The sequence below is a fragment of the Alteribacillus sp. JSM 102045 genome, from assembly GCF_041949975.1.
GTDB lineage: Bacteria > Bacillota > Bacilli > Bacillales > Marinococcaceae > Alteribacillus.
In genome coordinates, this window is sequence record NZ_JBHFQG010000006.1 from 14523 (window position 1) to 33297 (window position 18775).

At 37.5% G+C, this 18775-nt stretch carries 18 protein-coding genes; 6 read left to right on the forward strand and 12 right to left on the reverse strand.

Annotated elements, in window-relative coordinates:
• Positions 1–14: 14 nt before the first annotated feature.
• Both ACE1TI_RS05865 and ACE1TI_RS05870 read right to left on the reverse strand, forming a co-directional pair.
• Positions 15–227, reverse strand: a complete 213-nt coding sequence (locus ACE1TI_RS05865) for a hypothetical protein (protein ID WP_375006653.1) — start codon at positions 225–227, stop codon at positions 15–17.
• Between the two features lie 240 nt (positions 228–467).
• A complete protein-coding gene (locus ACE1TI_RS05870; RefSeq protein ID WP_375006654.1) occupies positions 468–1610 on the reverse strand; it encodes a conserved virulence factor C family protein in 1143 nt (380 codons plus the stop codon).
• Between the two features lie 217 nt (positions 1611–1827).
• Between ACE1TI_RS05870 and ACE1TI_RS05875 the strand changes: the two genes are divergently transcribed.
• On the forward strand, positions 1828–2553 hold the full coding sequence (locus ACE1TI_RS05875; RefSeq protein ID WP_375006655.1) for a metallophosphoesterase family protein: 726 nt from the start codon (positions 1828–1830) through the stop codon (positions 2551–2553).
• Between the two features lie 39 nt (positions 2554–2592).
• On the opposite strand, the gene ACE1TI_RS05880 is transcribed toward ACE1TI_RS05875, so the two are convergent.
• The 5 genes from ACE1TI_RS05880 to ilvA all read right to left on the reverse strand — a co-directional run bounded on the left by ACE1TI_RS05880 (position 2593) and on the right by ilvA (position 6223).
• Positions 2593–3018, reverse strand: coding sequence for a TlpA disulfide reductase family protein (locus ACE1TI_RS05880; RefSeq protein ID WP_375006656.1), 426 nt, complete (start codon positions 3016–3018; stop codon positions 2593–2595).
• 14 nt (positions 3019–3032) lie between these two features.
• Entirely contained in the window at positions 3033–3356 is a 324-nt protein-coding gene (locus ACE1TI_RS05885) for a thioredoxin family protein (RefSeq protein ID WP_375006657.1), read from the reverse strand.
• Between the two features lie 219 nt (positions 3357–3575).
• Complete coding sequence (locus ACE1TI_RS05890; protein ID WP_375006658.1) at positions 3576–4100, reverse strand: type 1 glutamine amidotransferase domain-containing protein; 525 nt, start codon at positions 4098–4100, stop codon at positions 3576–3578.
• 57 nt (positions 4101–4157) lie between these two features.
• Positions 4158–4910, reverse strand: coding sequence for a DUF3891 family protein (locus ACE1TI_RS05895; protein WP_375006659.1), 753 nt, complete (start codon positions 4908–4910; stop codon positions 4158–4160).
• A 65-nt stretch (positions 4911–4975) separates the two neighbouring features.
• Entirely contained in the window at positions 4976–6223 is a 1248-nt protein-coding gene (gene ilvA / locus ACE1TI_RS05900; RefSeq protein WP_375006660.1) for a threonine ammonia-lyase IlvA, read from the reverse strand.
• 226 nt (positions 6224–6449) lie between these two features.
• On the opposite strand from ilvA, the gene ACE1TI_RS05905 reads away from it, so the two are divergent.
• From ACE1TI_RS05905 to ACE1TI_RS05915, 3 genes are all read left to right on the forward strand, one after another.
• Entirely contained in the window at positions 6450–6629 is a 180-nt protein-coding gene (locus ACE1TI_RS05905; RefSeq protein ID WP_375006661.1) for a hypothetical protein, read from the forward strand.
• A gap of 121 nt (positions 6630–6750) precedes the next feature.
• Positions 6751–7080 carry a phasin family protein gene (locus ACE1TI_RS05910; RefSeq protein WP_375006662.1) on the forward strand — a complete coding sequence of 110 codons (330 nt, stop codon included), beginning with the start codon at positions 6751–6753 and terminating at the stop codon, positions 7078–7080.
• Between the two features lie 64 nt (positions 7081–7144).
• The gene (locus ACE1TI_RS05915; RefSeq protein WP_375006663.1) at positions 7145–8821 is read left to right on the forward strand and encodes an ABC1 kinase family protein; all 1677 of its coding nucleotides are present in this window, start codon (positions 7145–7147) and stop codon (positions 8819–8821) included.
• Between the two features lie 49 nt (positions 8822–8870).
• Here the strand turns inward: ACE1TI_RS05915 and ACE1TI_RS05920 are convergent, their stop codons facing one another.
• The 4 genes from ACE1TI_RS05920 to ACE1TI_RS05935 form a co-directional block, all read right to left on the reverse strand.
• The gene (locus ACE1TI_RS05920) at positions 8871–9710 is read right to left on the reverse strand and encodes a sulfurtransferase (protein ID WP_375006664.1); all 840 of its coding nucleotides are present in this window, start codon (positions 9708–9710) and stop codon (positions 8871–8873) included.
• A gap of 48 nt (positions 9711–9758) precedes the next feature.
• On the reverse strand, positions 9759–10130 hold the full coding sequence (locus ACE1TI_RS05925; protein WP_375006665.1) for a YppE family protein: 372 nt from the start codon (positions 10128–10130) through the stop codon (positions 9759–9761).
• A gap of 118 nt (positions 10131–10248) precedes the next feature.
• A complete protein-coding gene (locus tag ACE1TI_RS05930) occupies positions 10249–10743 on the reverse strand; it encodes a helix-turn-helix domain-containing protein (protein ID WP_375006666.1) in 495 nt (164 codons plus the stop codon).
• A 387-nt stretch (positions 10744–11130) separates the two neighbouring features.
• Positions 11131–11388, reverse strand: coding sequence for a DUF370 domain-containing protein (locus ACE1TI_RS05935; protein ID WP_375006667.1), 258 nt, complete (start codon positions 11386–11388; stop codon positions 11131–11133).
• A 160-nt stretch (positions 11389–11548) separates the two neighbouring features.
• Between ACE1TI_RS05935 and recU the strand changes: the two genes are divergently transcribed.
• On the forward strand, positions 11549–12151 hold the full coding sequence (gene recU / locus ACE1TI_RS05940; RefSeq protein ID WP_375006668.1) for a Holliday junction resolvase RecU: 603 nt from the start codon (positions 11549–11551) through the stop codon (positions 12149–12151).
• A gap of 94 nt (positions 12152–12245) precedes the next feature.
• On the forward strand, positions 12246–15008 hold the full coding sequence (locus ACE1TI_RS05945) for a transglycosylase domain-containing protein (protein WP_375006669.1): 2763 nt from the start codon (positions 12246–12248) through the stop codon (positions 15006–15008).
• Positions 15009–15183: 175 nt separating this feature from the next.
• Here ACE1TI_RS05945 and ACE1TI_RS05950 read toward each other — a convergent pair whose 3' ends face one another.
• Positions 15184–18771 carry a dynamin family protein gene (locus ACE1TI_RS05950; RefSeq protein WP_375006670.1) on the reverse strand — a complete coding sequence of 1196 codons (3588 nt, stop codon included), beginning with the start codon at positions 18769–18771 and terminating at the stop codon, positions 15184–15186.
• Positions 18772–18775 lie beyond the last annotated feature (4 nt).

Below are 18775 nucleotides of genomic sequence, written 5' to 3' on the forward strand. Positions count from 1 at the left end.
TTCTTCCTCTCTTTTTAAGCATCATTACCCGATATATAAATAATAGAGACGCCTTCTTCTTTGAGCACACGCAGCACTTCTTTATTTAAAGTTTCGTCACGCAGCAGTCCTAATGATTCAACAATCTCTAATTCAGCCAATTCACCTGATTCCGCTTCCTCTATTAATTCAAGGATTTCTTCCATTTCTTTTACTTTCAAAACACTTTTTAATTCATCTTTTGTCATTCATAACTGCCTCCTTCATTTTTTTGATTTTTCACCAAGTCACCAATTGTGAAAAGCCCTTCCATAAACTGATACCTTCTGTCGTTAATAAAAGACCGCCTCATTAATTTTTCGGAGACGGTCCCTTTGTGACACTGTTAGAAATATAATTAAAACTATTGGCTTCAACATACAGGGTTTCACTTCCGCAAAACGTGGAGTAAAGGACATATCCTTCACACAAATTGATAAAATCATTTTTTACTGATTCTTTCTTCCTTCAGCCATTTTTTCTGTCATTTGTTTCCAAACTGAGCCTTTAGCTTCTTCTCCTCCTTTAATTCTTTCAAGAGCCATTTTAGCTTGCAGAGCTACTTCAAATTCAGGGTCGTTTACAGCTTCTTGCAGTGCTTCTACTGCTGTTTCATCTCCTACTTCATATAAAAACATAGCAGCTCTCCAGCGTACAAGCTTATTTTTATCTTTCAAAGCATCAATCATAGCAGGAATAGCAGCTGGATCTCCAATATCAGAGAAACAGTCGCCTGCTGTTCTTCTTACGGTAACAGATTTATCCTGCATGGCTTGGCGAAGGAGCGGTAATACAATTGGTTTTTCGATCATACTAAGATAGACGACAGCTAGTCTTCGAACAGATGGCTTTTCATCCTGCAAAGCTTTTTCCAGGACTGGCAGGTCTTCTTCAGTTGGATCCATTTGTTCCAACATTGCGTAACGATTTTTCCAATCCGGATCATCGAGCATCTCTTCCGTAACTTTAATGTACCGGCTCGCATTTTTTTGAGCTTGCTCTTCTCCAGATTGGGCCAATTTTACGAGACGGTCAAGTCTTTCTTTAGGGTATGCTGCAGCAATTTCCTCAGCCACATCCTGGCCAATTGCTTCTAAATCACTACCATACCGTACTCCATGGTCTTCCCATTTTCGTTCCATTACTAGATTGTCGTTCTCCGTTTGAGCCGAAAAAGCAGCTTTTTGAAACCTTTCAGGCAATCCCTGTCTTTTTTCTTCATCTGCTGTAGTTATTTTCAATTGCATTGGAATACCTTTAAAGGTTTGGATCTGAATTTGGACTTCACCATACGCTTCTGTTGGCTCACTTGCCTGTTCTGCTTCATCAACATCCTTTTCACCAAAAACGGCGCGTACTTGAGGAAGAACTACTTTCCAATCAGATTTTGGATGTCTTTCTACAGCCATAAAGTCTGCTACATGATAGACGCCCGTTATTCCTTCAATCTCTAAAATCGGCCGAATAAAATCAGGAGCTTCCTCTATATTTTTATCTGAATAATTATTGCTTTTCCCCGCTGGCAGCGATTCATCTATAATTAATTTCATCGTATTAGGACTTGGTGTTGGTTCTATAGAAACTATTCTCATAGCAGTATAGTAAACTCCCTTCTTATTATTTCAAGTAAAAAATTTACCAATCTTATAAAGTAATATTGATTGTAACATAACGGTAAGTTCATCTTCCAATTTCATAACCTCTTGCGAAGAGGGTTATTCAAGCTGCTCTTATCCTGTATAATGGAGGAGAATATATAATAATTTATTCTATTGTTGAAAATTGTACATAATCAGGGAGGTTATCTTTGTGCAAATTGCTCTATTATCAGATATACACGGGAATGCACGTGCTCTAAAAGCTGTGCTTAATGACCTAAAGGATAAAAAGATTGACCAGCTCTATATTCTAGGCGACTTGTGTTACAGAGGTCCTGAACCCAAAAATGCTTTAGAAACTGTCCGTTCCTCTCCAGCTAAAGTATTAAAAGGAAATGCAGATGAGTGGGTAGTTCGCGGTGTGTTAAAAAATGAAGTCCCTGATACTGCTCTTGCTTTAATGAATCAAGAACGTGACTGGACGGTGGAACGATTATCATCTGAGGATATAAATTATTTGAACCGCCTTCCTGAATCTTTTATTGAAAAATTCAGTGACTCTGTAACGATGCATGCTTTTCATGCTGCCCCTGACAGCTTATTTGATGTTGTCGCTGCCGATGCACCAGACGAGGAAATAGAAGAAAAACTCACTGCTCAGAAAGAGACAAACGTCATTGTTTACGGCCATATTCATACACCTTATATTAAAAAAATCGGAGACAAAACTTATATTAATACTGGCAGTGTCGGCCTTCCTTTTGATGGAGATCCACGTCCATCTTATGTCCTTCTTCAGGTAGAAGATGATACTTTTTCCGCTTCTATCCACCGAGTATCTTATGACCTGCAAAGAGTGTTAAAGCAATATGATGCCAATGATTATCCAAATAGTGAACAAATGAAGACGGTGATAAAGAAGGCGAAAAAACCATAAAACGAAATTGAACCCGGCTGTGTTATTCAAAGCCGGGCATTATTTTGTACGTATAATCTTATTCATGCCTCTCACAATATCCACAAATGCTGCTTTATCGTTAAACCGATCTACAATGCGCTGGTTTTCATCGATGATAAAAGTAGTTGGCACTCCCATGCATTGATACCGGTCGTATGTTTTAGTTCCATTATCCACTAGTACAGGGAACGTATAACTTTCTTGATTCATCAGTTTTTTCGCGTCATCTACTTTTCCTTCTCGCCCTGATACATTGATCGTTAAAAACTCCAGCTGGTTTTGGTCCAGGTGTTCATAAAATCTTTGTTTCTGGGCTAAATCCTTTTGTGAGTCCGGGCACCAAGACGCCCAGAACGTAAGCATTAAAGGTTTTCCTTTATACATTGATAACCGAACGGTTTTTTCGGAAAACATTTCTTTTAACTCGAAAAGAGGAGCGTTCAAAAATACCATCCTTTCTATTTATTTATGGAGTCAAATATAGGATGCAGTCGTTGTACTAATGAAGGAATAGAGTGAAAGGCATATATTGTTTTTATTGCACTGCCGTTCTGAACGACCTGTAAACATGGAATACTTTTTATTTTTTCAGCTTTTACCAATGCAGGCATCGTATTTATATTCGCTCTTACAAAAGAAACCTGATCGTATACTCTCTCTATGGAGTTGAGCATTTGCTCAGCTGCTTTACAAGTACCGCAAAGTGGAGAATAAAGAAACAATACAAAAGATTCACCTGCTGCCTTCATATTAAAAACTTGTTTCTCACTTTTTTCAATCATGTCTGCTCCTTATCTTTAAATAAGTAACTAATGGAGGTCTGATTCCTTCAGAACCAGACCTCACTTTCCATTTAAGGTATTAAAGAGAGAACTACAGATTTCTAATCTCATCGTTCCAAGCAGCGATGTCTTCCACTACTTTTGGTAAGTCTTTATTAAAAGGATATTTTTTCAAGTATTGCTGGCTTCCCTTTCTTTATTAATGAAAAGGACTTTTTGCTATCTATTAAGAAAAGCTTTTACCAGCTCTCTTCCATAATCCGGAATATCAGGAGGACGGCGGCTTGAGATGATATGCCCGTCTACTACTACTGCTTCATCTACCCAATGAGATCCAGCATTTTTCATATCATCTTTTATACCAGGTGTACTCGTTACCCTTTTGCCTTGTAAAATGTCAGCTGAAATTAATACCCAGCCGGCATGGCAGATTTGTCCAATAACTTTTTTGTTATCATCCATATGTTTTACCATATTAATGACTTCTTCATACCGCCTCAGTTTATCTGGTGCCCAGCCGCCTGGGACGAGAACTCCATCATATTCTTCTGCGTTGATATCTGAGAAACCAGCTTCTGCTTCAGCTGGTACTCCGTGTTTCCCGTAATACGTCTTTCCTTTTTCCTTCCCAGTTAATACTACTTCAGCGCCTTCCTCTCTTAGACGCATTACTGGAACCCAGACTTCTAAATCTTCAAAATCATCATCAACTAGTGCAATAATACGTGTTTCTTTTAATTGCATTGTATACCCCTTTCCTTTTTACATCTCTTCCTATCTTCGTACATTTTCTTCCGTCCATCAAGGCACAAAAGTAAACTTTCTTTCAGTACTTTCACCTGTTTCGAACGCTGAAAGTAAACTTTTTTCTTCAATTTTCTTTTTACTTACAGAAATGCCGTTTATGGATACTTCTAACGATGAGCGAAGTGGAAACGGACAGAGTTCAACCTGTTCCTTGGATTTGAAACGAGGTTGGATGGTGCGGTAGTCTAGAAAATCAAATGTGTGACGAAAGCCGTTTTTAAACCAGTTCACTTCTTCTTCCTTCGTTGTACCAGGATTATTCATACTAACATATAAAGAAAGATCATCACAAAACTGCAGAAGTTTAAGGTGGAACTCCTCTTCCGGCAAAGGATGCAGGGATTTACGCAGCTTGGCCTGCCTCGCTGTTTCTTCTTGTAAAAAAGCAGCAGCTTCTTTTGATTTATTATGCTTATAAAAAGATGCATAATGTAAGCTGTTCAGCATACCGCTGTATGGGTTTTTATCAGCCACCGTTTGTATGCCGTGCTGATAAGCTGCCATTTTTTCTTTCTCCGGATAATCTATAAAGGAAAAAGGTTTATTATTTTCTCTGTTTAATTTCGGGCTGGCATCAAGCGGTATCCACGCGCTATCGTGTTCCCTGACTGCTAGCAGGAGGGCATCCCAGAATGGGCTTTCTTCTATGGATGTATCTCCCCAGTTCTTTATTATTTCATAAGAAATCCTGGCATGTTCATGCTGAGGGATCATCTCGAAATAAGAATGATGGTCATTGACAATCATTTGACTCCCCTCCTTATTATTCCTTACCCATAAATCATCTATATAAAAACCTTCCCACAGGAAGGTTAAATAAGAAAATTAAATAAGCTTTCTTCCTTATTAATTTCGTTGTATTGAAACCCTTTTTTCTGCATGCGGTCGATCAGAGGCTGATAATCTTTATTGTTTGATAACTCGATACCAACTAACGCAGGTCCATTGGTCTTATTATTTTTCTTAGCATACTCAAATCTTGTAATATCATCATCGGGCCCTAATACTTCATGCAGAAATTCTCTCAACGCACCTGCTCTTTGAGGAAAATCAATGATAAAATAATGCTGCAATCCTTCATAGCGAAGCGATTTCTCTCTCATTTCTTCCATTCTTCCAATATCATTGTTTCCACCGCTTACCACACATACCACCGTTTTTCCTTTAATTTCATCTTTATAAAAATCGAGCGCTGAAATTGGCATGGCGCCAGCCGGCTCAGCAACTAATGCATTCTCATTGTAAAGCTCAAGGATCGTCGTACATATTTTTCCTTCTGGAACAAGCGAAATATCGTCTATTACTGACTGACACACTTCATAAGGGATATCTCCTACCCGCTTCACAGCTGCACCATCAACAAATTTATCAATTTTTTCAAGTTCTACTACTTTGTTTCGAGCTAACGACTCCTTCATCCCTGGCGCTCCAGCTGGTTCTGTTCCGATAATTTTTGTATTTGGTGAAATAGATTTTATATAGGTCCCAATGCCCGAAATGAGACCGCCGCCTCCAATGGAACAAAACAAGTAATCAATGGACTCTTCAATGTCATTCATAATTTCCATTCCGACTGTTCCCTGGCCGGCAATAATTTTTTCATTATTAAATGGATGTATAAAAGCCATTTCATTATTCTCGCCATATTCATTAGCTTCGGCATAAGCATCATCAAATGTATCCCCTGTGAGTACTACTTCAACAAATTCCTTGCCAAATAGTTTTACTTGCTCTACTTTTTGACGAGGAGTCGTAGTCGGCATGAATATTTTTCCATTCACTTGCAGAGCTTTACATGAGTAAGCCACTCCTTGTGCATGGTTGCCCGCGCTTGCACACACTACACCATTTTTCATTCTTTCTTTAGGCAGGCTGTGCATTAAGTGATATGCTCCTCTTATTTTAAAAGAACGTACTACTTGCAAATCCTCTCTTTTCAAATAAACATTAGCATCATAACGCTCTGATAATACCTGATTCTTTTGAAGCGGTGTATGAGTGACAACATCTTTTAATGTTTGATTAGCTATAATAATATCTTCAATGTGAATCTTACTCATTTTCATTATCCTTTCCATTTTTTCCAAGCTCATTTATGTTATTTTGTTACTAGTTCAAAATTTTTTCAAATCCTTAAAACAGTACCTATTATAACATTTTTTCCGTTGCTTAAAAGGCACGGACTATAATTGATAATTTCAGCGTCTCCCTATATAATAAAATTGGAAAATCTTTTGATGCTTTTCGTTACATACTAAAATAAAAGATTATAAAGGAGGGGCTGCAATGAATAAATGGATGGCCGCATTCTTTTCTGCGCTGATTTTAGCTTTCGTACCTTCTAATGCATTTGCATCAGTAAACGGCTGGAACGATGCAGAACCAATGTTTATTACTGTACTTACAATCTTATCGGTGATCACCATTTTTATTTTTATTTATTTAATGTTAAGAGACAACGGATAATTATTGGGCCTTTCCTGAAGCAGCTGGACTTTCGGGGAGGCCCATTTTCAGATGTTTTATTTTTCAGGCTTTTGGTAAAATAAACATAGAATATAACTATTATACACAGGAGGGTCCTTCAATGAATGACATGTTAAAAAAAGGATTTTTTCTTGGCTTAGGGGCAGCAGCGTACGGTAAAGAAAAAATACAAAACTATGTTGACGACCTTGTTTCCAGAGGAAAAATCACGCCGCGTGAAGCAGAACAATGGAAAGAAGAATTTATTCAAAGAGGGCGTGATACCGAAATGGAATGGTCATTTCAGGCGAAAGACAAAATGCAGGATGCTTTTAAAGAAATGGGTTTGGCAACAGAAAAAGACATCAATGCAATTGAACAGAAGCTTCACGATATTGAACAAAAATTAGAGTTTCATATAAACAATTCTTCTCAAAAAGATAATGAATAATTAACAAATACGTGCATCTCAGCACTTATCATACCCTGAAAGCCCTGGAAAGGAATTTTCAAAAATGGCAATTTCCCGAGGACTCAAACACGCCAATCGTTACCGAAAAATTGCCGCTACGTTAGCACGGCATGGATTTGGCTATATATTACAGGAAGTGGGACTTTTTCATATTTTATCCCTCCCTAAACGACTGGCAGCTGATTCCGAAGATTTCAACACCCAATCCATTGGGAAAAGAATTCGTCTGGTAGTTGAAGATTTAGGCCCAACGTTTATAAAACTCGGCCAGCTTATTAGTACCAGAAAAGATATCTTTCCACCATCCATTATTGAGGAGTTAGAAAAACTTCAAGACGAAGTGCCTCCTTTCCCTTATGAGTATAGTAAACAAATTATTGAAAGTGATCTTAGCTGCTCATTACATGACGTTTTTTCTCATTTTTCTGAAGAACCCTTAGCTGCTGCTTCTATCGGCCAGGTTTATTATGCTGTACTGAATGACGGGCGAGAAGCAGCAGTAAAAATTTCCAGACCTAATATTAAGGAAACGATTGAAAAAGATATTGATATTCTTCGAGATTTAGCAAGATTGTTCACCCAGAGGTTTCAATGGGCGCGTTATTACCGGCTTCAGGATATTATAGAAGAATATGTAGACGCTATCCGCGATGAAGTTGATTATTATGTAGAAGCACGAAATACAGAAAAAATGAAAAATCATATGGCTGATTTTTCAAATATTGAGATTCCCGATGTCGTTGACAATTATTCAAGCCGGCGAGTGCTGACTATGTCATTTACTAGAGGTGTGAAATTATCTGAGCTTTCAGCAGCAGATAAAGAATTTAATACAAAAAGCCTTGCTCGTACTTTAACAGATGCCTTTTTAAATCAAGTGCTGGTGAATGGATTTTTTCATAGTGATCCCCACCCTGGAAACATCATTTTCACGGGTTATGACAAAGCTGCCTTTATCGATTTTGGGCAAATAGGCCGCTTAAATAAAGCTATGAGAAAGCAATTTATCAACTACATCATTGCTATGACAAAAAAGCAGCCGGATCTTGTCGCTAATGCTATCTATGATATGGCAGACATTCCTAATACGATTGATCATGATCAATTTGCTGAAGACGTCGAATATTTACTATTTAAATACTATGACCGCCCCTTTAATGAAGTAAGAATCGGCGAAGCTATAAATGATATTTTTTCTACTGCTCACAGATATGAAATTCAAATTTATAAAGAGTACACGATGCTGGCAAAAGCTATTATTACTCTCGAAAGTGTGGTTGAACATCTAGATCCTGAGCTCAGCATCGTTGAGGTAGCTGAACCTTACGGAAGGATGCTAGCAAAAGAAAGATTAAATCCGAAAACAAAAGTATACGAATGGCTCAAAGAAGGACAGAAGCAAAAGGAATACTTACTAGACATACCGCGCGAACTGCGGGACGCCCTTGAGAAATTAAATAAAAGCCATGTTGGCGTAGAAATGAAAATTCCTAAAATCAACATTTTTCTTAATAAATTAGACCGAATCAGTAACCGGCTTTCATTTAGTATTATTCTATTAGCTTTTAGTATTATAATGGTCGGATTGATCATTGGCTCTACTTTCGGTGATTCATCTTCTCCTTTAGTCCGATTACCTGTTATCGAAATCAGCTTTATTGCTACGTTTTTAATGTTTCTCTGGCTTTTATATGCCATATTTAAATCGGGTAGGTTCTGACTCATTAACAAAGGAAAGCCAGCACGTAATAAGCTCGGCTTTCCTTTTATTAAGTGTCTTCTTCTTTTTCAATCGGCAGGTCATCATATGTTATCCAATCACTCCAGCTTCCAGCATATAGTCTGGCATTTTCATAGCCAGCGTCTTTTAAAGCAAGAACGTTTACACATGCTGTGACTCCAGAACCACAATAAGAGAAAATATCATCTTCTTTCGAGAGATCCTTAAAATGCTGCTTTAATTTTTCCCCACTTTTCCATTTTCCTTTTTCATCCAGAATATCTTTCCAGAAATAATGACGAGCCCCGGGGATATGCCCTGCTACGCCGTCTACCATATCCTGCTTTCCTTTATAGCGATCTTCATCTCTAGCATCAATAAGAGTAACGGTATCATCATGTAAGGCCAGTTTTACTTCTTCTAGATGAACAAGCAGATTCGGTTCAATATTTGGAATAAACACTTTATGTTCGTATTCTGGAATTTTGTGCTCCACAGGTCTTCCTTCTTCTTTCCATAAAGAGAAAGGCCGGTCAAGGACATAAACATCGGAATGGCCCGCATACATAAGCATCCACCACAAGCGTGCAGCCATTGCCCCTCCTTGATCATCATATGCCACAACTTTTGTATCCTTATCAATACCGGCACGGGAAACTTTTTCTGAAAAATCATCTATATCTGGAAGAGGATGGCGCCCTCCGTGATTAGATACTTCACTAGACATGTCTTTTTCTAAATCAAAATGCACAGCTCCTGGAATATGTTCTTCTACATACTGTTCTCTACCTTTCATAGGATCGCCTAAATCAAAACGGCAGTCCACCAATCTTATTTTTTCTTTCCCCAACTGGTGTTCTACCCAATCTGATGTGACTAGATACTGCATAATTCCCCTCCCGTATCTTCCCTAAAATGTAACTAAATTCGAACTCTCTTATTCGTTTAATACGTTTTTTATCCCAGAAAGTATATAATCAATCGACTGTATCATTTCTCTAAACCTTTTTTCTTTCGTATCTGTTTGAAAAGCTAGTACAGAAGAAATTAACAAATTTTCATGAGTATCCTCTATTTGCTTTAGGTAAAAATAAGGAGGCCTGTCCTCCACTACCCATTGTTCTGCTAATGGTTTCCATTTATCGGCACAAGCTTTCACCTTATCAGCAAAAGGTTTGACGTCTTCATAGAAGTCAGGGGGATTATCCGAATTTTCTTTTATCCCGCAATAAACATTTAGTGCTTCATTGTTTAATTTTCGCAATTTATCTGTCCGTTCATACAGGCTTTCTTTGGACTCTGCATGCATAATAATCCCCCTTTTTCATTATCTTACCAGCTGCAGCGGGGCTTATCAAATAACACAATCCCTTTAAGCGGTACTTGTCACAAAGGTTAGATTTTCTTATTGTTAACTTTTTTAAAGGTTACGTTATTTTAAGTGCAGAAAAAAGACTGGCGAGAACCCGTTTGTCTCTTTTATAGTGCGCTGAAAATTCTGTATTTTCCAATGTTTGTTTTTGATCTTCAAGCCGATCGAGCCTTTCTTCTATTTTTTGCAGCTGCTTGTTCAAACTGCGGACTTCTTTTCGATGTTCCATTAACTGATAGCTTACAACTTCATCTGCTTTATTAGAAACCATTCTCTCTAATATTTTTATATTCTCTTCCATATTTGTTATTTTATCAGTTAATACATACGTGGATACTGGAGGTTCTTTTTTTTGAGCAGCAGATACGACCTGACGGTTTTTTTCTTTAATGTCAAGAAACAAAGCAAGGTGTTTTTCGTCAAAACAATAATGGCCATATTGATTAACAGAGCAAGGAACATCGTATTTTTTCACCCATTTTAAAACAGTGCCCTTAGAGACATCTAACAAATCAGCCACATCTTTTGTTTTGTAACGTTTCTCTTTCATCTTCTAACCTCCTCGTAAAGTTGGTTTATAAGATTTCTTAATGAGCAGGCGAATACCCTGCTGCTGTGACAGAACTAGTGCAGTTTCGAGTAAGAAAGCAGATTTTATCTTTTTTTCTACAATCTATTTTTTCTGTGTGAGAATAAAGTCTACGGCAATGGAGAGATTAATAAAACAAGGAGGGAAAGAAATGACAAAAAAGAACGGAGATAAGAAAAAAGAACAAAGTGCAAAGCAAAATGTCGGCTACGGAGATAAAAAACTAAAAGGCCCTAACGAACCAAAAACATAAACAACACCGCTTTCAGCCCCGCACATGTTAACGTATTTGTCAAGGCCATCTTTAAACGTAAACATAAAAAAGCTCCGGATTAATCCGGAGCTTTTTTATGCTTCTTCTTCCGTATTATCATGTAATCGCTGTGCAACTGTTTCTGGCTGAATAGCTGAAAGAAGTACATGATCACTATCCGCCAAAATAATACTTCTTGTTTTTCTGCCGTTTGTTACATCAATAAGCATTTTTCTTTCTCTAGCTTCTTGAATTAACCGCTTCGTCGGAGCTGAATCTGAGCTGACAATAGATACAATTCTTTCTGGAGGCATCATATTGCCAAATCCAAGATTAACCGGCTTGTCACCCATTATATCCCTCACTTTCTCTTCCTTTCTTATCGTAACATGACCCTACCCATGATTGTCCAATTTATATACAGCCTGATACTTTCATCCTGTTCTTTCAAGGATGAATATATGCTAATATATAGGGATGACAATTGTTATATAGAAAAAGGAAGGTGTCGCTATGACCTTTCGATACCCTGGCGGGAAAAAATATGTGTATCCCTCTGTCTCTTCTTACAATAAAAATTTAAAATCCGTTAATAAAAAGTTTGGGAACAGGGGTATGTCACTTGAAGAAGATCTTAACGAAACCAATAAATATTATCAATCAACAGGTCGATGCATTATACACAAAAAACCAACCCCTATCCAAATTGTAAATGTAGATTACCCGAAAAGAAGTGCTGCCAAAATAACAGAAGCGTATTTTATGCAGCCATCTACTACAGATTACAACGGTGTTTACCGGGGCCGTTATATTGATTTTGAAGCGAAAGAAACCCGTAATAAAACATCGTTTCCTTTTAGCAATATACACGTCCACCAAGCGGAACATATGAAGAGTATTATAAAGCACGATGGCATTACATTTGTTATTATACGTTTTTCTTTACTTAATGAAACATATTTTTACGATGCTTCATATTTTATTTGGTGGTATTTTGAACAGAAAAAACGCAAATCGATACCAAAAAGCGACATTGAAAAAAACGGTCATTTCATCTCAGAAGGGTATGCGCCGCGCTTAGATTACCTAACTGTCATTGATGAAATATATTTTTAAAAGATGTAACTTTTTTAAAAATTAGTCGTCTAATAATACGCATGTCAGCCGGCGTATACGTAATCGGCATCTACAGAAAGGAAGAATACGTAATATGAGCGAAAATTACCGTTCACGACAAGAAAGACGCAAAGCAGAAGAAAATTCTAAGCGCACTCATAAAAAAACAAATAAAGAAACCAAGCCAAAAAGATCAATTTGGCGGAAGGTATTTATATCTCTTTTTATAGCAGGTCTTGTTTTATTTACCGCAGGAACGATTACAGCGGTGGCAATGATAAGCAAAGCTCCCGCGCTGGATCCGGATGAACTTATTTTTTCCCAAGCAGCAGAGATTTATGACCAAAATGGAGAGGAAATCACCCGGCTGCAAGCAGGCGAAAATAGAGATTTAATTGATATAAATGAACTGCCTGAACATGCAAAAGCAGCTTTTGTAGCAGTCGAGGACGTTCGGTTTTACGATCACTTTGGAATTGACATCCGCCGCGTATTCGGAGCCGTTGCAGCAAATATCACTGGTGGTTTTGGGGCAGAAGGAGCTAGTACCATTACACAGCAAGTTGTAAAAAATGCATTTCTCTCTCCCGATAAGACCATTACACGTAAAGTTCAAGAGCAGTATCTTGCCATACGTCTTGAACAGCAATACAGCAAGAACCAAATACTCGAAATGTATTTAAATCTTATTTATTTTAATCAGGGAGCTTACGGTATTGGAGAAGCTTCAAAAATCTATTTTAATAAATCGGATATCTCAGAGCTAACGATTGAAGATGCAGCTTTACTCGCTGCTATTCCAAGAAGACCAAGTTATTATGACCCTACTCAAAACCCTGAGGCAGCCCAAGATAGGCGTGACAGAGTGATAAGTTTAATGGAAGAGCATGACTTCATTTCCGCAGAAGATGCTAAACAAGCAATGAGCGTATCTGTTGAAGAACAAATTGATTATAATCCTACGGAAGAAGGTGTAGTTTACGATTCTTTTATAACTCACGTCCAAAATGAACTAGAGGATGTGGACGGTATAACATCTTCAGACATTTATTCAGCTGGATTAAAGGTTTACACAACATTGGATAAAAACGCCCAGGATTTTGCTGAAGAAGTTATTCAAACCGATCAGCATATTGGCAATTATCCGGATCGTGATGAATTTCAGGTTGGGTTTACTCTCCTTGATACAGAGACTGGAGCTATAAAAGCAATGGTAGGTAATCACCAAGGTCAGGATATAGCTAGAGGACTGAATTATGCTACTCGTGCTAATGCCCAGCCAGGGTCCACTATTAAGCCTTTGTTGGATTATGGTCCTGCAATTGAACACAACCAGTGGTCTACGTATCATCAATTAGAAGATGCACCTCATGAATATTCCACTGGACAGGAAATCAGAAACTATTCCGGCAATTATGCTGGTAACGTTAGTATTAGGGAAGCTCTTGTTCGTTCATTAAATATTCCAGCTGTTAAAGCCCTTCAGGAAACCGGCCTGGAGGAAGCCGGAGAATTCGTCCGCGGCCTGGGTATTCCTATGGAAAATGTAAACGAAGCAGCAGCACTCGGTGGAGTCAGTGAAGGTGTATCCAGTCTCGAAATGGCAGGAGCTTATGCGGCCTTTGGGAATAATGGGAATTATACGGAACCGTATGCCGTACGGAAAATTGAATTTCCAGACGGTCGGGAAATTAATTTAGAGCCGGAATCTACTCGTGCTATGAATGATTATACAGCCTATATGATTACTGACATGCTAAAAGATGTGTTAACTGATGAAAGAGGAACCGGTCGGGCAGCTAACATTCCTGGGCTTCCAGTTGCCGGAAAAACAGGAACGACAAACTTTACAGATGAAGAGCATCAACAGTTTAATATACCTTCCGGCGGGGATCCTGATGTATGGTTTACAGGCTACACTACTCAGTATACAGCTTCTGTCTGGACGGGGTTCAGCGGAAGAAGAGGCGAAAATTACCTCATTAATGACGAAAGTGATATTGCTAAAGATATTTTCCGTACCATCATGGGCAAAGTTTCTGAAGAAGTAGATACTCCTGATTTTGAAAAACCTGATTCTGTGGAAGAAATAGAAATTGAAAAAGACACCGGAAAACGCGCAAGTCCTTTTACACCTTCTGATCAAACCATCACAGAACTATTTGTAAAAGGAACTGGCCCCGAAGATGTGTCTAAAGAGTATACTACACCTAATGAAATAAGCGGCTTAAATGCTTCTTATAATGAAGAAACAGATGAAATACAATTAAGCTGGGACTATGATGAAGACGAACTGGATGGCAGAGCTTTCGAAATAGAGCACAGAGTGAGTGACGGAAGTTATCAATCCATCAGTACACAAAGTGAAATGGCTTACTCTCTGTCTAATCCTGAAAAAGGTACTACTCATCAATTTAGAGTTACAGTAATAAACCAAGAAGGGCCTGACGATTCAAGCGACTCAGCAGAAGTGCAGGTTAACGTGCCTGACCCTGAAGAGACTGAAGAAGAATTAGATGAAAGCGAAGACCAAAAGGAAGAAGAAAGTGAAAGCGAAAACGAAGAAGAGCCTGGAGAAAATGACACATCAAATGACAATGGCCAAAGCGATGAAAATGGTAATAACAATGGTAACCAAAATGGCAATGGCAACGATAATGGCAACGGTAATGGCAATGGGAATGGCAATGGGAATGGCAACAATAATGGTAATGGTAATGGGAATGGAAATGGTGATAACGAAGACAATGAAGAAGATACGAAAGAGCCCCAGCCAGACGACGATGAAGATGAAAATGAAGACGATGATCAGGACAGTGAAGAGGCCTCTACCTCCGATACAAATAACGATAGTTAAAATGAAGAAAGTGACTAATGTATTGGTAAAACTCGGCTTATCTCCGAATCCTTATGGCGAATGCCGCAGTTTCGCTTATACTGTTTACCAATAAAAAAGTTACACTTACCTTCCCTAAAAGTATAAAAAACCACCTGCCAAGCTGATAAAATCAGCTTTAGCAGGTGGTTTCTTTTTAGTTAACGTGAAGAGCTTTTTCAATAAATTGATGTTCCTCTTCTAAATCTTGCTTTCGGGAAGGATCCAGCATCCAAGCTGCTCGTTCTTTTTCTTTATTCGCTTCTTTTTCCAGTTCTTCTTTTCCCCACTCTGTTAGATCCTTAATATAATTTCTTAAACTTTCGTAAGCATTTCTTTCAAATTCGCTAACTAACCGATTCGTTTCCTTTTGAACCTGATCTATTGCTTTTTCTTTTAATACTAATGCTTTTTTATTTTCAAAAAAATCTTTGTTTGATTGATAAATATCCAATAACAATTCTTTCTGAAAAGAAAAATCATCATAAATCGTTATTTTTCCGCTTAGATCCACTGGCAGTGATGGCGTCAAGAGATGCATTCCTTCCCCCGCTTCCTTTTGTAAAAAGGATTGCAAGTATGACATCATGCGTTTTTTCAATTGCTCTTCTATTCGAATGAGAATAGTTTCTTGCTCTTGAGAAACATATTTTCTAACAAACCCTTCAAGCTCTTGCACAGCACCTCTCAGCTGGGCTTTTTGCTGTTTTTTAGTTGTGCCTGTAACAGTAGACGGGTTAATGGCATGAGGAAAATAATCTTGTACAATAAAAGCTGTCCTTTCTTTTAAAAAAGCCGATTGCTGCTGTAGTTCCTCTTCTAACGAAGGCAATAAAAAATCCAAGTTGAAATCATCTAGTTTTTCAACAAATACATTTACCTTTTTCTCACGATCATTCAGCTGTATCTTTAATGAGTGCTCATCATTTGAAAAAGAAGTTAAAATGTCATTGGTTTGTCCATAAATATTTCGCCAGAGAGATCGAATTTTCTTAAGATGTAATACTTTTAATTGATCCCATGTTGAACGGGTAAATGCTTCTTCAAAGTCCAAAAATGCTTGGCCGGTTTTACCTTCCAACTCGATGTGCTGTTTCATCTTCAATCCATCTTTACTAGATAAGGCAAATAAACGCGGCTTGGTAATACCATTTTTATAAAGCTGTTCTTTTACATGATGCTGAACACCGTTTAACTCAAATGGAGTGGCAGCTAAATCAGCTGCATTGATAATGAAAAACAGCTTATCGGACTCAAAGTTCTCATTAGCTCGTCCTAGCTGCTGCAAGAACACTTGATCCGCTTTTGAAAAAGCATGATTATAATAAGTTAAATAAAATATAGCATCGGATCGCTTTATTTGCTCAAATGCTACATTGGTATGCCTTCCATGAATCGAATTCACTCCTGGAGTATCAATTAACTCCAATCCTTGTTCTGTCCATTCACAATCATAATGGATGACAACCTCTTTTATCATACAAGCTTTCTCTTCTTTGGCCACCCACTCTTTGAGGTCTTCCAACGTTGTTACAATAGATGTTCCCGGCTTTATTGTTTGTTTTCTTATGCTTTGCTGCAAGGTATAAAGATAATCTGCATACATCCGCTGATACCCATTTATAAGGGAATTTTTTGGTTTCTTCCACTGCTCTATAGAATTTAAGTCTGTTTGAACAGCAAGCTCTCTTGCTGCTGCTTGTATTTCACTATCTAAAAATTCTTCGTCTTTAATGTAAATAATCACACTTTGGTCGGGATGTTCTACCGTGCTTTTCTTTACTCTGTTCACGGCTGCTGTCGTAGGATGAGGTGAAACAGGCAAAATGTTTTCGCCGAGCATAGCATTAATAAAACTTGACTTACCAGCACTAAACGCTCCAAATAAAGAAATGACAGCCGAATTATTTTCATATTGTTGCATCAGCTGATGCAGCTTCTCTTTCTCCTCTGAAAATACTTTTCGTTGTTGGAAGAGCTTTAAATATTGTTTCAAGTCCTTAATAAATGAGTCATCCACAATAATTCGTTCTTCTGGTAAGGAAGAATTTGTTTCCTCTTCGGCAATCACACTTTCTTCTTCTTCTTGGACAATATGAATGTCTGGAGCCGGGTCATCGGGGTACGATTTTGCTGCAGCTTGTTGAAGCAACTCCAAAAAGTTTGTATTTTTTTGTCTGTTATCTAACCAATCCTGAAGCTCAATGATTTTATGATCATAGGTTTGTTCGATTTGTTCCCATTTCTCCCATTCTTCTTTTAAATAAGCAGCAGAGCTTAGTTTATTTTCTATTTCTTTTTTTCTTTGGTCATAATATTTATCTATTGCCTGTTCATATTGTTGAAAAAATGAGACCGTATTTGTCTTTATTATTTTTACTATTTCATCAGTCACATTTTTTGTAAATGTATAAACAAAATTACGGTCCATTTCTGAAGTAGTGGCGAAACGTTTTAAAAGCAGTTCGTCAGCTGCAAAAGAAAGATCCTGGATGCTCTTTTCATAGTTGATATCATCTTTAAAATATTCTTTATCTAAAAGCAATTTTCGTATATGAAACAATAGTTGTGTTTTAATTTTTTCATTTAATTCATTTAGTAATTCATCAAGACGGGCTTGTTTTTCAGCTTCTGTTTTTCTTTTTGAAAAAAACATACCGACTTTAAAGTTTTTTTGCTGACTCTCAAGCCACGATTGCGCTTTTTCAGTAGTCGTGTAAGGAAAAAGAATAACATTTTTAAATATTTGATTTCTTTCGTTATATATGGATTGAATAGCTTCCTGCTTTTCTTGATCCATTTTTAAAAGGGTTTGTTCCAGCTGATCACTTTGTTTCGCATCCTCTGGACTAATACCCTTTTCTATTATTTCTACTTTCCAACGCTCAAATTCTTCTTGCTTATCTTCTTGTATTTTTTCCATCAATTGATAAACTGCAGCATTTTCAAGCATTGTTTTACTTTGATCTATGAGCGAACTGCTATTATAGATAACAGCCTTCAAGTAAGATTCCAGCTTGTTATATTGATTAAAAGGGTGATCTTCTTTCTTCATAGATGTGAAAAATATTTGAACAGGTTTTATTTCATACTTAGCAAGCATACTGCGTACCGAGTTTTCAAAAGATTGTAAAGTTAATTCTTTTTCATTGTGTTTATCAATTTGATTAATGACTAATATAATAGGTTTGTTTTCACTCGTTAACTTTTTAAGGAATTCTATATTTGTTTCGGATTGCACGTGATTATAATCCGTTACATAAACAATCATATCAGTAGTATAAAGCTGTTCTGTTGTTACAAGTTGATGGTTATCGTCAGTAGAATCTACCCCTGGAGTGTCGAAAATCTTTCCATGATCTGATAAAAATGGCAGCGGTGCAAAAATGTTAATGGTTTGAATAGCTTCTCCATCCATCCCCCATCTTTTTGCTTGATCCCAGGGAATTTCTTCTTCCCAGGTTTCTACTTCCCCATTCGTATTTGTTACTTCTAATTTTATTGCTCCATTCTGAATGGCTATAATGTTGGCACTGGTTGGAATCGGACTTGTGGGTAATAATTCGCTTCCTAAAAGACGGTTTAACAATGTTGATTTTCCCGCAGAAAAATGGCCGCAAAAAGCTACTTCAAAAGAAGCCTCTTTTACTTTTTTATTTAAAAGCTCTATTCTTATTTTATCCTCGGGATAAAAGGGAAGTTCTTCAAGTGACGACATCAATGTTTTAGTTTGTACTTCCGTCATAATA

What these genes read in the sequence shown, in the direction of transcription:
- ACE1TI_RS05915 (WP_375006663.1), top strand. Translation starts at nt 7,145, where the DNA reads ATGGCAATTTCCCGAGGACTCAAACACGCCAATCGTTACCGAAAAATT.
- ACE1TI_RS05895 (WP_375006659.1), bottom strand. Translation starts at nt 4,910, where the DNA reads ATGATTGTCAATGACCATCATTCTTATTTCGAGATGATCCCTCAGCAT.
- ACE1TI_RS05945 (WP_375006669.1), top strand. Translation starts at nt 12,246, where the DNA reads ATGAGCGAAAATTACCGTTCACGACAAGAAAGACGCAAAGCAGAAGAA.
- ACE1TI_RS05920 (WP_375006664.1), bottom strand. Translation starts at nt 9,710, where the DNA reads ATGCAGTATCTAGTCACATCAGATTGGGTAGAACACCAGTTGGGGAAA.
- ACE1TI_RS05885 (WP_375006657.1), bottom strand. Translation starts at nt 3,356, where the DNA reads ATGATTGAAAAAAGTGAGAAACAAGTTTTTAATATGAAGGCAGCAGGT.
- ACE1TI_RS05910 (WP_375006662.1), top strand. Translation starts at nt 6,751, where the DNA reads ATGAATGACATGTTAAAAAAAGGATTTTTTCTTGGCTTAGGGGCAGCA.
- ACE1TI_RS05905 (WP_375006661.1), top strand. Translation starts at nt 6,450, where the DNA reads ATGAATAAATGGATGGCCGCATTCTTTTCTGCGCTGATTTTAGCTTTC.
- ACE1TI_RS05950 (WP_375006670.1), bottom strand. Translation starts at nt 18,771, where the DNA reads ATGACGGAAGTACAAACTAAAACATTGATGTCGTCACTTGAAGAACTT.
- ACE1TI_RS05890 (WP_375006658.1), bottom strand. Translation starts at nt 4,100, where the DNA reads ATGCAATTAAAAGAAACACGTATTATTGCACTAGTTGATGATGATTTT.
- recU (WP_375006668.1), top strand. Translation starts at nt 11,549, where the DNA reads ATGACCTTTCGATACCCTGGCGGGAAAAAATATGTGTATCCCTCTGTC.
- ACE1TI_RS05870 (WP_375006654.1), bottom strand. Translation starts at nt 1,610, where the DNA reads ATGAGAATAGTTTCTATAGAACCAACACCAAGTCCTAATACGATGAAA.
- ACE1TI_RS05865 (WP_375006653.1), bottom strand. Translation starts at nt 227, where the DNA reads ATGACAAAAGATGAATTAAAAAGTGTTTTGAAAGTAAAAGAAATGGAA.
- ACE1TI_RS05930 (WP_375006666.1), bottom strand. Translation starts at nt 10,743, where the DNA reads ATGAAAGAGAAACGTTACAAAACAAAAGATGTGGCTGATTTGTTAGAT.
- ACE1TI_RS05925 (WP_375006665.1), bottom strand. Translation starts at nt 10,130, where the DNA reads ATGCATGCAGAGTCCAAAGAAAGCCTGTATGAACGGACAGATAAATTG.
- ilvA (WP_375006660.1), bottom strand. Translation starts at nt 6,223, where the DNA reads ATGAGTAAGATTCACATTGAAGATATTATTATAGCTAATCAAACATTA.
- ACE1TI_RS05935 (WP_375006667.1), bottom strand. Translation starts at nt 11,388, where the DNA reads ATGGGTGACAAGCCGGTTAATCTTGGATTTGGCAATATGATGCCTCCA.